Below are 15,478 nucleotides of genomic sequence, written 5' to 3' on the forward strand. Positions count from 1 at the left end.
GGCAGGACCAGCAGGGCCTACGCCCTGCGCAGGACGACGGGTTGGGATCGCGCAGGCGGCGGTTGAGCGCCAGCATCGACGGCTCGCCCGATCTGCGAGCGGGCCTTCTCCCTTTCTCTTTCTTCTCATTCTTTATTCACGCGGCCGCGGCGATCTGCCGGGAGCCTTCGCCGTCCTCCGCCAACGCCTTCTCCACCTCGACAAGATGCCGGCGCTTTTCGGCAAGCTCGCCAGTGAAGGCGAACTCGCCGCCGTTGCGCGACTCGTAAGACGCGAGCCGCCGGCGGGCCTCAGTGAGGCGCTGGCGGTAGTGCTCGCGTTCGCTCTCGAAGTCGGCCAGCGCATGCTCGAGACGGGCGATCGCGCCGAGCGGCGTCACGGTCACCGGCAGCTCGATCTCGTACTCGGCGCCGGTTCGCCGCAGCATCGTGGTGTAGCGGTAGCCCTCGTGACCGATGCGTTCTCCGCTGTACGCGACGTCGAAGCCGCCGATCGAGGCGATGACGGTCTCGCCTTCCTGCTGGAGTTGCACGAGCGTCAGGATCTCCTTCATCAATGCGCGGCCAGCGGCCTTGCGTTCCATACACGGCTCTCTCGTCACTGACATGCTGAAGGCATCGCCAGCCGTCGGTGTGAGGCGCTGGATGTCCTGGCCGATCTCGCCGATACGGCGGGCCGAGAGCTCGATGTCGCGCGCGGCATCACGCATCTGCCGCCACACCGCGTGCTGGTCGTCGATGTGAGCAGCCCGCAGCCGTTCGAGCCGCGCGATGTCGGCCTCGAGACCAGCCTTCTGCATCAGGCGCGGGTCGCCCGACGCGATGGCTTTTGCCATGGCGAACTGGTTGGCCTGGCTCTCTCCCATGTCCTCAAGCCGGCGGATCGAGGTGTCGCCGGACAGCGCGGCCGCGATGAAGCGGGCCTTGCGCTCGTTGTTTTGCCACATCTGCGCATCGAGGCTGCCTTCCGTCGCATAGGCGAAGATGTCGACTTCATCGTGCTGATTGCCCTGCCGCACGATGCGGCCCTCGCGCTGCTCGATCTGCGACGGAAGCCAGGGCACGTCGAGGTGGTGCAATGCCTTCAGGCGAAGCTGCGCGTTGACGCCGGTGCCCATCGTGTCGGAGGATCCGATCAGGAAGCGGACCTTGCCGGCACGCACGTCGCCGAACAAGCGCTGCTTCGCCTCTGACTTCTTGTAATCCTGCATGAAGGCGATTTCGCCCGGTGGCACGCCGCGACGGACCAGCTCGTCGCGGATCCAGCGGTAGGCGGAGAAGCCGCGGCTCTTCTCGACGCTGATGGTGCCGAGATCGGAGAAGATCATCTGCGCAGCGCCAGGCAACTCAAAGGGTTTGCCATCCTTGCGGGTGTAGTTGCTCTCGGCTGTCTCACTCCAGATGCGGAAGGCGTTACCGACAAGAAGATTCAGCTTGTTGTCGGCCTCGTTGTCGCTATTGGGATCAACCAGACGCAGGTCGATTGCAGCGTGGCGGCCGTCAGTGATGACTGACAGCAGGATGTCGTCGCCAGGCTCAGGTGCACGGTCGCGCTCCTCGATCGCCTTGATGCGCTCGCCGAGCCGGATCTGGTAGCGCTTGAATGCCGGCGACGGCTTCGCCGTGAGGATCTGGCGCTTACCGGTCGAGACCGCCGGTACCTTCACGTACTGACGCAGGTCGTCCGGCATCACCACGTCCGCGAAGGAACGGAACATGGCGATGAGCTCCGGCACGTTCACGAAGGTGGCGAAGCGCGTCACCGGCTTGTATTTTCCGGAGGGTTGCAGCTCAAGTTCGGTCGCAACGTCGCCAAATGTGCTCGCCCAGGCGTCGAACTCGTGCAGGCCGCGCTCGAGGAGGGCCTCGTAGCCGAGATAGCGCTGGACCGAGAACATCTCGCCGAGGGTATTGGTGATCGGCGTGCCGGAGGCGAGCACGAGCGCGCGGCCGGGGCTCTTCGTCTCGATGAAGCGGGATTTGACGTAAAGGTCCCAGGCGCGCTGCGAGCCGTTCGGATCCACGCCCTTCAGGGTCGACATATTGGTCGCGAAGAAGAGCTTCCTGAACTCCTGCGCCTCGTCGACGATGATCTGGTCAACGCCGATCTCGGAGATGGTCAGGAGGTCGTCCTTTCGGGTCGAAAGCGATTCCAGGCGCTCCTGCAAGCCCTCCTTCAATCGCTCAAGGCGCTTGCGCGAGACACGGTCGTCACTCTCGACCTTCGTAAGCAACGTCTCGTAGAGCTCAAGCTCGTCGTGAATCATCTGCTGCTCGAAAGCCAACGGCACCGCAATGAAGCGGAATGCGCTGTGCGTGATGATAATCGCGTCCCAGGTTGCAGTCGCCGCGCGTGCGAGGAAACGGTGCCGCTTGTCTTTGGTAAAATTGGTCTCGTCGGCGACGAGGATACGGGCGTTCGGATAGAGCGCGAGGCACTCGCGCGCGGCCTGCGCCAGGCAGTGGCCGGGCACGACCAGCATCGCCTTGGCAATCAGGCCGAGCCGCCGCTGCTCCACGATGGCGGCGGCCATCGTCATGGTCTTGCCGGCACCGACCGCGTGGGCGAGATAGGTCGAGCCAGCCGAGACGATGCGCCAGATGCCGCGCTTCTGGTGCCCATAAAGCACAAAGGCGCCAGAAGCGCCCGGAAGCTTCAGGTGCGAGCCGTCGAAGGCTCTCGGCGCGATGTTGTTGAAGCGGTCGTTGTAGACCCGCGCCAAGCGGTCGGTGCGATCGAGATCGGACCAGATCCAGCGCTGGAAGGCGTCTTTGATCTTCGAGAGCTTCGTCTTGGCGGCCTCAGTGTCGACGACATTGAGGACGCGGCGCTCGCTGTCACCGTCCTTGACCGTGTCGAAGATCTGCGGGACGCGGCTGTTCAACGCGTCAGCGAGAAGCTCGCCGGCGTGCCGGCGGTCGGTGCCCCATTCGGATGTGCCGGCAGCCATCCAGCCGAGCTGACGTGCCTCCACTGTCCACGATGCGAGCTCCGGCATGTGGTGGATCCTGATCTCGGCGTCCATTGTCGCCTTGACGAAGGCGACGACGTCGGCGGCCGGAATCCACGGCGCGCCCAGACGTGCCGTGATGTCGGAGGGCTTGAGGTCCGCGGGCTGCACGCCTTGCAGCGCCGTGAGGTTGCGCTCGTAGGAGGGGTCGAGCGCGGCAGCGGCCTCCGCAATCTTCAGCTTGTCGCGCACGTGTCCCGACAGGTAGGAGTCCGCCGTCTGCCACGAGCCGTCCACCGGGTCGCGGAAGATTGCGCTGCCGAGTTCGGCGACGACATCGTCGCGGTCCCGGTGCAGCAGCTCGGCGATGTGGTCGATGTCGACGCGGCCGCGCTCGTTGAGGACGACGGCGAGCGCGTCGGCGGCGTTCGCTATTACTGGCGGGGCGGGCGGCGCGATCACGCGTTCGGTGAAGATCGGCCCGGGCTTTGCGGTGTTGGTCTCAAGGTCGTAATCCTCGATCGATGCGACCAGCCAGCAGTCGGGGTCGTCGAGGAAGGGCTGGATGTTTGGCCGGCGGTGCGTCTCGCGCACCTCGCCGGTCTCCTCGTCCTCGGCGGTCGAGACCGTCGTGAAATTGATCGGGCCGAAGTCCCGAACGAAGTTCGACCAGGCGATGCGCAGCCTGACCTGCGCGTCCTTCCACGGTCGGTCGAGCTCCTGCGCCTTCAACACCTCGCGCACGGCGTCGCGGACCGGGATCAGCTTCCGGATGATGCGCACGTGCTTTTCCGGGATGCCGTCGGTGCTGCGGCCCTTACGCGCTTTCACCGCGACCGGGTCACCGTCGACGACCTGCATCAAGCCATGCGCCTTGTCGAAGAAGTAGCTGCCCTCGCGCACGTGGCGATCGGCAGGCCAATCGGCGTTAGATGGATCGCCGGCTTCCTCCAGGTCGAGATCGATCGCCTCCGGCTCGCCGTCGTAGACCGCTTCCGGAACGAGGCCGACCGCGGCTTCGAGCATCGCTTCGAGATCCTCGTCCTCGCGCGGCAAGCATGTGTAGGCTTCGCCGAAGGGACCGGACGCGAGCGCGTGCGTGCCGAGCACAAAATCCGGGCGCTGCACGAACCATCGGTTCACGCGGATCGCGCTCTCGTCTTCCCCCGCCAGCCGGACCGCGTCGAGGTCGAGCCACGACAGGTCGCCTTCCACGTCTCCGACCTTGCGCTTGCGGAAGAACAGGATGTCGACGACGACATCGGTGCCGGCGCTGGCACGGAAGCAGCCCTCAGGCAGGCGAATGGCTGCGATCAGGTCGGCCGACTTCGCGATGTGCTCACGCGCCGAGGCGTCCGGCTTGTCCATCGTGCCGGAGCTCGTGACGAAGGCGGCGAGGGCGCCGGGCTTCAGGAGGTCTATCGCCCTGGCGATGAAATAGTCGTGCAGCCGAAGGCCCATCGACCTGTACGCGCGATCCGAGCGCACGGTCCGGTCGGAGAAGGGCGGGTTGCCGATGGCGAGATCGAAGCTCGCCGGCAGCTCGGCGCGCGCGAAATCGCCTGTGACGATCCGTGCCCGCGGCTGCAGCAGCCGCGCGATGCGTGCGGTCACGGAGTCGAGCTCGACGCCCGTGATGTGGGAGGTCTCGCGTAGTTCCTCCGGCATCAGCGCCAGAAACAGCCCCGTGCCGATGCCGGGCTCAAGCACGCGGCCGCCGCGCCAGCCGAGGCGCTGCAGGCCTGACCAGATCGCGCGGACAATGAACTCGGGCGTGAAGTGGGCGTACTGGGTGCATCGCGCAAGCGAGGCGTAGCCGGCGGCGTCGACAGCGTCCTCGAGCTCTACGCCGATTTCCCTCCAACCCTTCGCGAACTCGGATTCGCCCGGACGGCGCAAGACGCCGTTGGCGAGCTCGGAAGCGCCGAAGCCCGTGAAGCGGATCAACTGCCGCTGCTCGTCCGACGAGGCGGGCCGTTGCTCCGCCTCGATCTGCGCCGCGAGCCGAATGGCCGCGACGCTGTCGCGGGCGCGCTGCTTCCAGCCCTTTGCCAGGCGGCGGTCGCCGGCGAGACGGAAGTTGTCGCCGCGCATGCGGGCGTTCGGCGCACACTGCCGGGCGGGTTTGAGCGTCGGCCCCGCGGGAGCCGGCCCTGGCGATGGTGCGCTGTCGTCGTGGTCGTCGCTCGAGTCGGCGGCGAAGGCGGTGACGCCGAGGCCGAGGCCCGAGGAGAGGGCGGTGTTGCCGAAGAGGTCGATCGTGAAAGGGTCGTCTTGCGCCATTGGAGATGTCCTTCTGCTGGGTGCGCGACCGCCGCGAGCCCGAGCGGGCTCTGGCGGACGGCACGGCGTTGCGGGGGTGAGGGGAAGGCCGGCCGGGAGGCCTTGTGCTGAAATTGCGAAGCCCGGCGCGGGGGCCGGGCTGTTCGCAAATCGAGGAGGACGGGCGATCCGACTAGGCCGCGACCGCTTCCGGCAGGTGGCGGAGCTGCACCGGCAGTTTCGCTGCGATCTCCACTTCGGTGAGGTCGTCCAATAGCTTCAGCGCGGTGCCATGCTGGCCGGCGTAGACGAGCACGGTGCGGCGGCCGCGGGCCAGCGCTCGCCGGCGTAGCCGCGGTAGTCGTCATGCGTGCTCGACCAGATGTGCTCGAGCCGCTCTTCGCGCGTCATCGCGCGGACAGGACGAGACTCGCGCTCGATGATCGCGGCCTTCATCCGCTCTGGCGACGCTCTGTCCGACAGGTCGCAATAGCCATGGAACCAGCGCATCTGGCCGTCAATTGACAGTGCCAGGAAAACGCTGGTCACGCTTGCCGCCATGAATTCGCGCATCGCGAACATGTCCGCGCGCATCCATAGCGGCGGCAGGATTTCGAACATGTAGTCGTGCTCGGACTCAGCAACCTCGAACCACTCGCCGGCGAAGAGGTGCCCTGCCTCGCCCTCGGCCATGGCCGGATGGCGGCGATGGCGGTTGAACATACGGTGCATCTGGTGGCGCGTCGCGACGCCTTCGAAGACCTTACGAGCGATAGGTGAGGTGTGCATCGGCGGCTCCTCTTGGCCTGGCCGGACTGAAACGCGAGCGATCCTCCTGATCTCTTCGTCCCTTCAGTCCTTCATCACACCTCCTCGCCGGCCGCATCGAAGGTCCGGGGGGTCAAGGGCCGCGGAACGCGGGCGAAGCTTCACCCTTGACGCGCCGGCCGGTCATGCGGCAGCGCCTCATTCCCCATTTCATCTTTCCTCTTTCATTGCCTGATCGCCTTCTCCTGCCGCTCACCGGCAGCATCGGGACCGCACTCATACGGCGGCCTTGCCGCTGCGCCACCCATACGGCGTAGGCGTCCCATTCGCGAACCGCATCAAGGGGTCGCTGTCTGGGCCTTCAGATCCTCATTCCAATCGACGGTTCGTGGTCGTGCCCGCACGTACTCCGCACCCGCTTCCGTGGCGATGGCACAAACGCGATCGGCATACACATCACCCTGTCGGTTGTTGTCGGTCGCTCCCACCAAGCGGGCGTTGGCGCGCGTGGCCAGATTGCGGATGGCATGATCTGTCGCCGGGGACCAGCCGCCCCCGGTGCTGACATAAAGTGTATCGGAGCGTCGGACCTCGATCGCCGCAAGGCTCATGGCATCGATGGCCGCCTCTGTAATGCAGATCCGCTCGGACTCGGGCGGCCCGAAGCGGAAAAGTTCTTTCGCGCCCTCAGTGGCGAAGCCGCGCCATGCCGGTCCGCGCTCCTCCCACCCCGTGATCGCTCCGGCAGAATCGCTATGGGCGGCCCATATGCTGCCTTTAGGGCCTTCTCGCAATTGATCGCAGGTGACCGCCTGCTTCACAATGTCGGCCGGCAGCCCGCGCTCATCCGTGAGATAGCGCCAGGCTGGCGAGCCCGGGCGCGGCTTGAAGCGATGTTGCCACCGCTCGGTGATGGATCCAGGCGTCCTCGGCCTTGGCGGCCGCTGCCACGCTGGTGCGCTGGCACGGAAACCAACCATATCCGCAACACGGTCATATGCTTCGACGAAACCATCGGCGCCAAGATGTTCGGCGAGCGAAAACACGTCTCCCTTCGCCGGCGACAACGGATCGAACCAGCCGCGGCCTTCGTGGATAACGATGATGATGTTGCTGTCACGGCGATACTTGATCGCGCGTCGGGTGCTTTCCTTGACGTCGACCTTCCAGCCGTCCTTCTCCAGCAGGGCCGCGCAGCCGACCTTCTGGCGCAGCTCCTCGATCTCTCTCTTGTCCATTTGTCTACACCGGTCTCGCGCAAGCGAGTCCGCTCCTTTTTTCTGTTTGATCTCTCTTGGTCAGAGCCTTGCGGAACATCGACGACCGGCCGCAAAGCCTGCCGAATGCAAGGGCGCGCTGACCAACCGTCAGTCGCCGCGTCATCGGGCGCGGCGAAGCCTCTCTTGCAGCCGGCAAGGCGCCAGCGGCAGCCGGTTACCCGGCTCAATGAGCCGGGCACCAGGGGTCGTATTCATGAACGATGGCGTCTTGATCGCCGTCGTACTCGCTGGAGACCATCACGCCGAATTCGCTATCGGCCTGGAAGAGAATGACCGGCACCATGAGCGTGCGGGCCAGATCGAAGGCGTGGTTCTGAGCGAGAGTAAGATTGTGCGACATTGAAGGCTCCCGTCTTGCGGCGGGACCATCCCCGCTCGACAGGCGCCGACGTGTTCGGGGGCGGCTGCGGTCACCTCGAGAGGCGAAGCCGAAGAGGTCGCACGCTTGCGTAGCGAACCCCTTGCGGGTTGATCGTGGAAGGCCGCACCAGAACCAAGGAAAGCCCATTCGAGAGCGGAGTTGGTGCTTCACCGGAAGCATGGACTGCCAAAACGCACATATCCCGCGCATAACCAAGCTCAGGCTGCTTTGCGAATTGTCCCATTTGATGCACTCAAGGTCGTCGGCATCGCGCATGCATGGATAAAATCCCGGTCCGCGTACGCGTGAAGGTGCTTCCGATCGGATCAGCAGGTGTCGTTCGGGGATCGGGCCGTTTGCGTCAGGGATGGCAGCCCGCAAGGGGGAAGACCCGCTTGCGGGGCTTCAGCGCAGCCAACAGCCCGGCCCGCAGGGCGACCCCAGTTTCCTGCTCGAAGACTCTGCGAAGACATGGGTACGATGAACTGCGAGCAGCGATCCGTTCTTGGCTGAACAACCGCAAATGATGCGCGCCGAACTCATTTGATGAGGCCGCTGTAGCTCCTCGGCATGCTCACATGGGTTGATCGCCGATCTTGAACCATGCTTGCCGGCCCAGATGGCCGTTCCAGGAATTATGGGAGCAATCCCTGCCGAAACGCGAGAGCCACAGCGTGGGGAAGGGTCAGCGCGGCAAGATTTCCCCTGGCATTGTCCAGATGATACTTCACCCCATGAATCGAAACTCCGAGAAGCTCCGCAATATCCTGCATCGTCTTGCCGTCAGAGATCCACGCGAGACACTGCCGCTCGCGCTGGGTCAGGGGACTTTCCTGCTGACGGTCCGGGGGCGTGCGTCCGATCCTAGCGGCGTTCACATGCGCATGATAGGTGAGACCCACCCTTTCCAGCATGTCTTGCGAGGTTTCGACGAACCGATCGAGTCCAAGGCTGCGGTCGTCTGCCGCCAGCGTAAACGCCGCGAATTGGTTTTGGCTCGAGGGAATGCGAACGGTCAGTCCGGTCCTGATCTTGAAGCTGAGAGCATCGTCAAACAGACGGCGTTCTTTCGCCGATTTTGCGCTTCGCGCGTCACGTCCATCCCACAGGAACATCCGGCTTGTGTTTCGCGGTTCCTGAAGAACGGGATCGATGTTGTCGTATCCTTCACGAAAATAGTGGCTGGTCCAACTCTTCGGATAGGATGAGATCAGTTTGGGGCCATTCGCGCGTTGGCCAAAGTAGGCGAACCAGCGGAAACCCAATGCATGCGCGGTTCGTTCCGCGACGCGTCGAAAATCGTCTTCCGTATGAGCAGAGTGAAGACAATCAACAAATTCATTGAACGCTCTTTTAACTTCTTTCATGCGTCACTTCACTACTTCCTAGCCTCCAGATGCGCGAGCACTTCCACGATTCGCGCTCTACGTGCAGGCCGTGTATTGCGACGTTGCGGCAGCTTTGCGGCAAGAACGATTCCAAAACACCCTGCCAGAACTGACAGCGCAACGCCGTGACCGCGCCTGCTTTCTTGATCTCGAAGCTGTGATTCGTAAGCAAGAGGTTAAGAATGAAGGTCATTGTGCGCACGCGTACAGCGCTCCTGCACGACTCTGAACTCACAATGGGAATGCACCGTCTGCGAGGACGCGTGTTCAAGGAGCGGCTCGACTGGGACGTCTCTGTCAAGGGCGGATTGGAGATCGATCAGTACGACGCACTCAAGCCGACTTATCTCTTGGTGATCGAGCGGTGCGAGGTTGTCGGTTGTGTGCGTCTGCTGCCCACCACGGGACGCAACATGCTGGCGGACACGTTTCCAGTGTTGCTGGATGGCCACGCGGGGCCCAGAGCAGCCAGGATCTGGGAGAGCTCGCGGTTTTGCGTTGATACCAAAAACGTCGCGGCAATAGCTGAGAACGGCTTGCGGGAAGCGACGTTCCTCCTTTTTGCGGCCATGATCGAATGGGGCCAGCAATGCGACGTGCAGGCCATCGCAACCGTCACTGATCTGCGCATGGAGCGCATCCTGCGCCGAGCAGGGTGGCATCTCGATCGCCTCGGCACACCCCGTCAAATCGGAGCCACCACGGCCGTCGCGGGGCTGCTGCCAGTCACCGATGACGCCCTCGGAGCGATCCGGGCAGCCGGCAAGATTTCGAAGCCGGCAATTGATGTTCCGTCAAACGCGGCGCTCGCGGCATAGCGCCGAGCGCCTCAAGCTCCCTGACAAAAGCGAAAGGCTTTCTGCAATGGATCCAGCTGCATTCGCAGCTCTGGTCGAACAGTGCGCCCCGACGCCGGACCTGGTGCGGCCGCTGACGGCGATTGTGCGGCAGGCGAGCTCGTTCGAGCCGCTGCTCATCACGGTTCAGGCACGCAAACCGGTTCCGATTCAGGCAAGTGACCGTGACGAAGCGATTCAGCTCGCGACTGAGGCCATCGCCACCGGCCAGCCGGTCCGGACCGGTCTCTCTCAGCTTGACGCCGAGGAAACCAAGCAAGCCGGGTTGACGGCGACCACGACTTTCGACGCTTGCAAGCACATCGCAGGCCTTGGCAGATTGTTCGAGGTCCGATTGCAAGCAGCGAACGCAAACGGCTTGGGCCGCGATCAGGCCATTGCCAGCGTTGTCGCGAGCTTCGCGACCAAACCTCCCGGCGCGACGCCCGAGCCCCGTACCCGGCCGATGGCCCCTCGCGAGGTCGACATTTCCACCGGCAACACGCCGCCAATCAACACGCCAGTTCCATCCGTCAGGGAACGTCCGAACTGGGACGTGTATCGCTCGGGCGTTGGCACGTCAGCCTTTGTCTATGAACGATGAGGACCTCTTTTGTTTTGTCTCAACTCAACACCGCGGTCCGGGCTGGTCCGGCTGCACTGCCCATCGGAGCCGTGTCATGACTTCTCCTCTTAAACACTCCGCTGCCCTTCTTTGCATGGGAGCCGTCCTCAGCATCGCCTTGGTTGAACCCGCTCTGGCGCAGACCGCGAACATCGAGGGCGTGTTGCAGAACATCGTCAACATGTTGACCGGTAACGTCGCCCGCCTGCTAGCGACGCTGGCGGTCATCATCGTCGGCATCGCCTGGATGTTCGGCTATCTCGATCTGCGCAAGGCCGCCTATGTCGTGCTCGGCGTCGCCATCACGTTCGGCGCCTCCGAGGTGGTCTCGACGTTGACCGGAGGTAAGTGATGGTCGAGGCCGGGCGTCTCACGGAGGACACCTTGTTCCTCGCCTGCACGCGTCCGGCCATGATTGCCGGCGTCACCATGGAAGCCATGGCGCTCAACGTGATGTTTTCCTGCATCCTGTTCCTGGTGGCCGGAAGCATCATCTACGGTCTGGTCGCGATTCCGATCCATGGTCTTTGCCGCATCATCTGCCGGCACGACCCCAACATGTTCCGGATTCTGCTCGCCTGGATCGAAACCCGCGGACGCACGCGCAACGCGTCATTCTGGGGCGGATCGTCCTGCACGCCGCTCAAACTCGTTCGGCGATATCGAACACGAGACCTTGGTTATGCGTAACGCAGCGCTGAAAACCCGGGAGATCGCCCCCGATGTCTACCTGCCGTTCGGCCGGCACGTCACCGACACGGTCATCAGTCTTACAACGCGCGCCCTGCTCACCGTAATCCGGCTCGACGGCGCCTCGTTCGAGACCGCCGAGACGACGGATCTGAACGACCTGCACGCCAAGTTGAACCTTACTCTGCGCAATGTTGCGGATCCGCGGCTGGCGCTCTGGACCCATCTGGTGCGACGCCGGACATCGGACTATCCGGACGGTGGGTTCCGATCGACATTTGCCGCGTCCCTCGACGCGCAATATCGCGACCGGCTTCGCAAGGCCGCGCTATTTCGCAACGATCTCTATCTGACGTTGGTTTGGCATCCCGGTCGCGCCCCCGCTGACGCGGCGGCCGCGTTCATCAAACGGCTTGGCCGGAGCGCTGCGGCTGCCCTCGAGGTCGACAGCGACGGCTTGAAGCGGCTCAACGATTCCAGGCGCGATATCGTCGCGGCATTGGAGCGTTACGGCGCCCATGCCCTCGGATTGATTCAGCGCAACGGCATCACCTTCTCAGAGCCGATGGAGTTGCTTCACGGCATCGCCTCGGGCGAGTGGATGCCAATGCCATTGCCGCAAGGGCCGGTCGGCCCCGCACTCTACTCAAACCGCGTCATCTTCGGCCGTGAAGCCATCGAAATCCGCAGCGCGGGTGGATCGCGCTTTGCTGGCATGTTTGGACTCAAGGAATATCCGGCGTCCACCAAGCCTGGCCTGTTGAACGCGCTGCTTTCCGCGCCTTTCGAGGCTGTCCTCACGCAATCCTTCGCGTTTATGTCGAAGGTCGACGCCAAGACGGTCCTGACGCGCAAGCAGAACCAGTTGGTGTCGGCCCAGGATCCGGCCGCCTCGCAGGTCGATGAGCTCTCAGACGCGCTCGACGATCTCGAATCCAACAGGTTCGCGCTTGGAGACCATCATCTGTCGCTGCTGATCTACGCCGAGACGCCGTCGCAGCTGCAGGATCACATGAGCTTGGCGCGGCGAGCACTGGCCGATGCGGGTGCCGTGGTGGCGCGCGAGGATCTCGGCCTAGAGGCGGCCTATTGGGCCCAGCTTCCCGGACTGTTCAAGTACCGAGCACGAACGGGGGCGATCACCTCGCGCAATTTCGCGGCATTCTCCCCGTTCCACACTTATCCCACCGGAAGGCCAGCCGGCAACCATTGGGGACCTGCGGTTGCGATGCTCAAGACCGCATCCGGCTCGCCGTTCTATTTCTCCTTTCATCACGGCGACCTCGGCAACACCTTCATTTGCGGCCCCTCCGGGTCCGGCAAGACCGTCGTGCAGAACTTCCTGCTATCGCAGGCCGAGCGGCTCGGCGCCACTTACGTCTTCTTTGACAAGGACCGCGGCGCGGAGATTTTCGTCCGTGCCGCCGGGGGGACCTATCTGACGCTCCACAATGGACTTGGGACCGGCTGCGCGCCGCTCAAGGCGCTGGAGCTGACACCAGCCAATCTTTCCTTCCTGGGCACTCTTATCCGGAAGCTCGTTACGCCAGAAGACCGCGCGCTGACCGTATCCGAGGAGGAGCGGATTGATTCCGGGTTGCGAGCGCTTGGTCACCTGCGGCAGGCGGAGCGCTCGTTCGGAGCGCTGCGGGCTTTTCTCGGCCAGCAGGATCGCGAAGGAATCGGCGCCCGATTGGAGCGATGGTGCCGGGGGGCTCCTTTCGGCTGGGTGCTGGATGGCGAGCAGGATGCCATTGGGCTGGAGGCCCGATTCATCGGCTTCGACATGACCGATCTGCTGGATCATCCGGCCGTTCGCACGCCGCTCATGATGTATCTGTTCCATCGCGTGGAGCGCCTGATCGACGGCCGGCGCCTGATCATCGACATTGACGAGTTCTGGAAGGCGCTTGGCGATGAGGCATTTCGGGATCTCGCCAACAACAAGCTGAAAACCATCCGCAAGCAGAACGGCGTCATCGTGTTCGGCACGCAGTCGCCACGCGACGCGCTCGCTTCCCCGATCGCCCACACCATTGTCGAGCAATGCCCCACGCAAATCTTCCTGCCAAATGCGCGGGGAACGCGCTCCGACTATGTCGACGGATTCCATCTCACCGACACGGAATTCCGCCTGATCAAGGAGGAGCTCGCGCCCGAAAGCCGACGGTTTCTCGTCAAGCAGGGCCACAACTCGGTGGTGGCGGAGCTTGATCTCAGCGGTTTCGACGATGCGCTCGTTGTGCTGTCCGGACGAACCGAAACGGTCGAACTGCTCGATCGCGTTCGAGCCGAGGTCGGCGATGATCCGGCCCAATGGCTGCCAGTATTTCACGCCGAACGGAGGACAATCCGATGATGGTTCAGCGTATCCCGACGATCCTCACATCCGTCTCAATCTTGACCCTCCTGATGGCATCACCTGCAGGAGCTGAGATTGTGTTCGATCCTAGCGTCTTTGCACGGCAATTCGAGCAACTGACGGAACTGAAGAAGCAGGTCGATACCCTGACGTCCCAGCTCAAGGTGGCGCAGGATCAATTGAACCAAGCCAAGCAGCTCTACGACAGCTTCAACAAGCGAACCAACGCCAACGACATTGGCGCGCTCTTGAACACGCAGCAGTTCCGGAAAGTTCTGCCCCAACAGTTCTCTGACATCGAACGTCTTGTCGCGGGGCAGGGTGGCGGCAACTTCGCCGACGCGATGAACCATTATCTTTCGCAGAACCGCGCCTATGCAGGCAACAGCGGCAATTCGTATTACCAGAACGAGCTCGACCGGATCGCGCGGCAGACCGGCGCCAAGCACTCCATGGGCCAGGCGGTCTACGACACCGCCTCTCAGCGTATCGATGCACTCGAAGAACTGAGAACCCGCATCAGCTCGGCAACCGATGTGAAGGAGACCCTCGACCTGTCGGCGCGGCTGCAAGCCGAACAGGCGTTGCTGCAAAACGACGTGCTTCGGATGCAGGGTCTCGCAATGATCCAGCAGGCCCGCACGGACATGGATGGCCAGCGGGAGCGCGAGAAGCAGCGCCAATTGGTCGATGAAATGAAGGCAGCCCTACAATGACGATGAAGGCATCCATTCTGGTGATCACTGTCGCCATCACCCTAACTGGTTGCAACGAGGCCGACAGGGTCGAGCAGACGAAGACCGTCGGCTGGTTTCTCGATCATCGGGACGATTTGGCGGTGGCCATCAAGGCGTGCCGCGACAATCCCGGAGAATTGGGAATGGCGCCGAACTGCATCAACTCGAATGAGGCTCGCAACAAGATCACCATCCAAGAGATGAAAGACGCCCTGAAGTAAGGATCGCCACGATGGCCGTAAACGTCTTTGATAGTTTTCTAAAGGAATTCGAGCAGCCGATCACGACATTCGTGTCGACTTCGGCATCGAATCTTGCCTCCTACATTGATGGTCCCCTCCGCACCGCCGTGATGCTCTATGTCATCCTCTACGGTTTTGCGGTGATGCGGGGCGCAATCTCCGAGCCAATCATGGAGTTTGCCTGGCGGGCAATGCGGGTCGTGGTCGTGGTGTTGCTCGCGACCAATTCAAGCACGTTCCAACAGTACGTCACCGGGCTGTTCTTTGATTCGTTGCCAAGGGAGATCGGCAATGCCTTGACGGGCTCAGGACTGAACACGAATTCCGGAGCTCCATTCGATCAGCTTCTGTCCAAAGGAATTGACGTCGCCAACCGGATTTACGAACAAGCCGGTCTGACTAACATCGCGCCCGCACTAATTGCGGCCATTCTCCTGGTCTTTGTGGCGGTTGGGTCCTTCTTGCAGTTTGCCATCCTGCTCTATGCCAAAGTTGGTCTGGGCGTCGTCATCGCACTCGGCCCGATCTTCATTGCGCTTGGACTGTTTGAGGCCACGCGGCCGTTTACGGAAGCCTGGCTTCGGCAGGTCGCGAACTTTGTGATCCTCCTGGTCCTGGTGGTCGCTCTGGTCGGATTGATGTTGACCACCGTTACCGGCTTCATCGACAGGTTCGCGGCAAACGCCGGCACCGCTGGCGAGATGGTGGTGGCCGCGGTCGCGATCAGCGCGGTGCTCGGTCTGTCCGGTTACATCGCGCTTCAACTGCCGATCATCGCAGGTGGCCTCGCCGGGGGCGGCGCGTCGCTCGCGAGCCGACTGGTCACAAGCCCCATGATTGCGAACGCCACGGCCGCCGCCGGCGGCGCCTATGCCGGTGCTCGCTGGTCAGCCGGCCGCGGTCTGGCCGCACTAAAAGCGAGCCGGCAGGGCGGCAGTATGCGGCGCCCCCGATCGCAGGGGACCACAGCCGCGTAA

12 protein-coding genes and 1 pseudogene are annotated in these 15,478 nt (G+C 63.2%); 8 read left to right on the plus strand and 5 right to left on the minus strand.

The genetic code is table 11. From position 1 onward, the window contains the following. Positions 1 to 136 precede the first annotated feature (136 nt). From ACKWRH_RS46355 to ACKWRH_RS46375, 5 genes and pseudogenes are all read right to left on the minus strand, one after another. A complete protein-coding gene (locus ACKWRH_RS46355; protein WP_445222684.1) occupies positions 137 to 5,233 on the minus strand; it encodes an Eco57I restriction-modification methylase domain-containing protein in 5,097 nt (1,698 codons plus the stop codon). Between the two features lie 172 nt (positions 5,234 to 5,405). Continuing rightward, positions 5,406 to 6,001: pseudogene (locus tag ACKWRH_RS46360) on the minus strand (DUF1419 domain-containing protein). Positions 6,002 to 6,318: 317 nt separating this feature from the next. Next, positions 6,319 to 7,218, minus strand: a complete 900-nt coding sequence (locus ACKWRH_RS46365) for a DUF3991 and toprim domain-containing protein (protein WP_445222685.1) — start codon at positions 7,216 to 7,218, stop codon at positions 6,319 to 6,321. Between the two features lie 205 nt (positions 7,219 to 7,423). Then, positions 7,424 to 7,600 carry a hypothetical protein gene (locus ACKWRH_RS46370; protein WP_247973613.1) on the minus strand — a complete coding sequence of 59 codons (177 nt, stop codon included), beginning with the start codon at positions 7,598 to 7,600 and terminating at the stop codon, positions 7,424 to 7,426. 656 nt (positions 7,601 to 8,256) lie between these two features. Next, a complete protein-coding gene (locus ACKWRH_RS46375; protein ID WP_445222686.1) occupies positions 8,257 to 8,988 on the minus strand; it encodes an autoinducer binding domain-containing protein in 732 nt (243 codons plus the stop codon). A gap of 203 nt (positions 8,989 to 9,191) precedes the next feature. Here ACKWRH_RS46375 and ACKWRH_RS46380 point away from each other — a divergent pair, with 203 nt between their 5' ends. The 8 genes from ACKWRH_RS46380 (at position 9,192) to ACKWRH_RS46415 (ending at position 15,478) form a co-directional block, all read left to right on the plus strand. Next, complete coding sequence (locus tag ACKWRH_RS46380) at positions 9,192 to 9,827, plus strand: acyl-homoserine-lactone synthase (RefSeq protein WP_445222687.1); 636 nt, start codon at positions 9,192 to 9,194, stop codon at positions 9,825 to 9,827. Next, the gene (locus ACKWRH_RS46385; protein WP_445222688.1) at positions 9,796 to 10,449 is read left to right on the plus strand and encodes a type IV secretion protein; all 654 of its coding nucleotides are present in this window, start codon (positions 9,796 to 9,798) and stop codon (positions 10,447 to 10,449) included. Before ACKWRH_RS46380 ends, ACKWRH_RS46385 begins: the two co-directional genes overlap by 32 nt. A gap of 76 nt (positions 10,450 to 10,525) precedes the next feature. Then, positions 10,526 to 10,822, plus strand: a complete 297-nt coding sequence (locus ACKWRH_RS46390; RefSeq protein WP_445222689.1) for a TrbC/VirB2 family protein — start codon at positions 10,526 to 10,528, stop codon at positions 10,820 to 10,822. Further along, the gene (locus ACKWRH_RS46395; RefSeq protein WP_445222690.1) at positions 10,822 to 11,160 is read left to right on the plus strand and encodes a type IV secretion system protein VirB3; all 339 of its coding nucleotides are present in this window, start codon (positions 10,822 to 10,824) and stop codon (positions 11,158 to 11,160) included. The genes ACKWRH_RS46390 and ACKWRH_RS46395 overlap by 1 nt, the downstream gene beginning before the upstream one ends. Beyond that, complete coding sequence (locus ACKWRH_RS46400; protein ID WP_445222691.1) at positions 11,153 to 13,519, plus strand: VirB4 family type IV secretion/conjugal transfer ATPase; 2,367 nt, start codon at positions 11,153 to 11,155, stop codon at positions 13,517 to 13,519. Before ACKWRH_RS46395 ends, ACKWRH_RS46400 begins: the two co-directional genes overlap by 8 nt. Beyond that, a complete protein-coding gene (locus ACKWRH_RS46405; protein WP_445222692.1) occupies positions 13,516 to 14,238 on the plus strand; it encodes a type IV secretion system protein in 723 nt (240 codons plus the stop codon). The genes ACKWRH_RS46400 and ACKWRH_RS46405 overlap by 4 nt, the downstream gene beginning before the upstream one ends. After that, entirely contained in the window at positions 14,235 to 14,480 is a 246-nt protein-coding gene (locus ACKWRH_RS46410; protein WP_445222693.1) for an EexN family lipoprotein, read from the plus strand. The genes ACKWRH_RS46405 and ACKWRH_RS46410 overlap by 4 nt, the downstream gene beginning before the upstream one ends. Before the next feature lie 11 nt (positions 14,481 to 14,491). Beyond that, positions 14,492 to 15,478, plus strand: coding sequence for a type IV secretion system protein (locus ACKWRH_RS46415; protein WP_445222694.1), 987 nt, complete (start codon positions 14,492 to 14,494; stop codon positions 15,476 to 15,478).

Source organism: Bradyrhizobium sp. Pa8 (assembly GCF_052588265.1).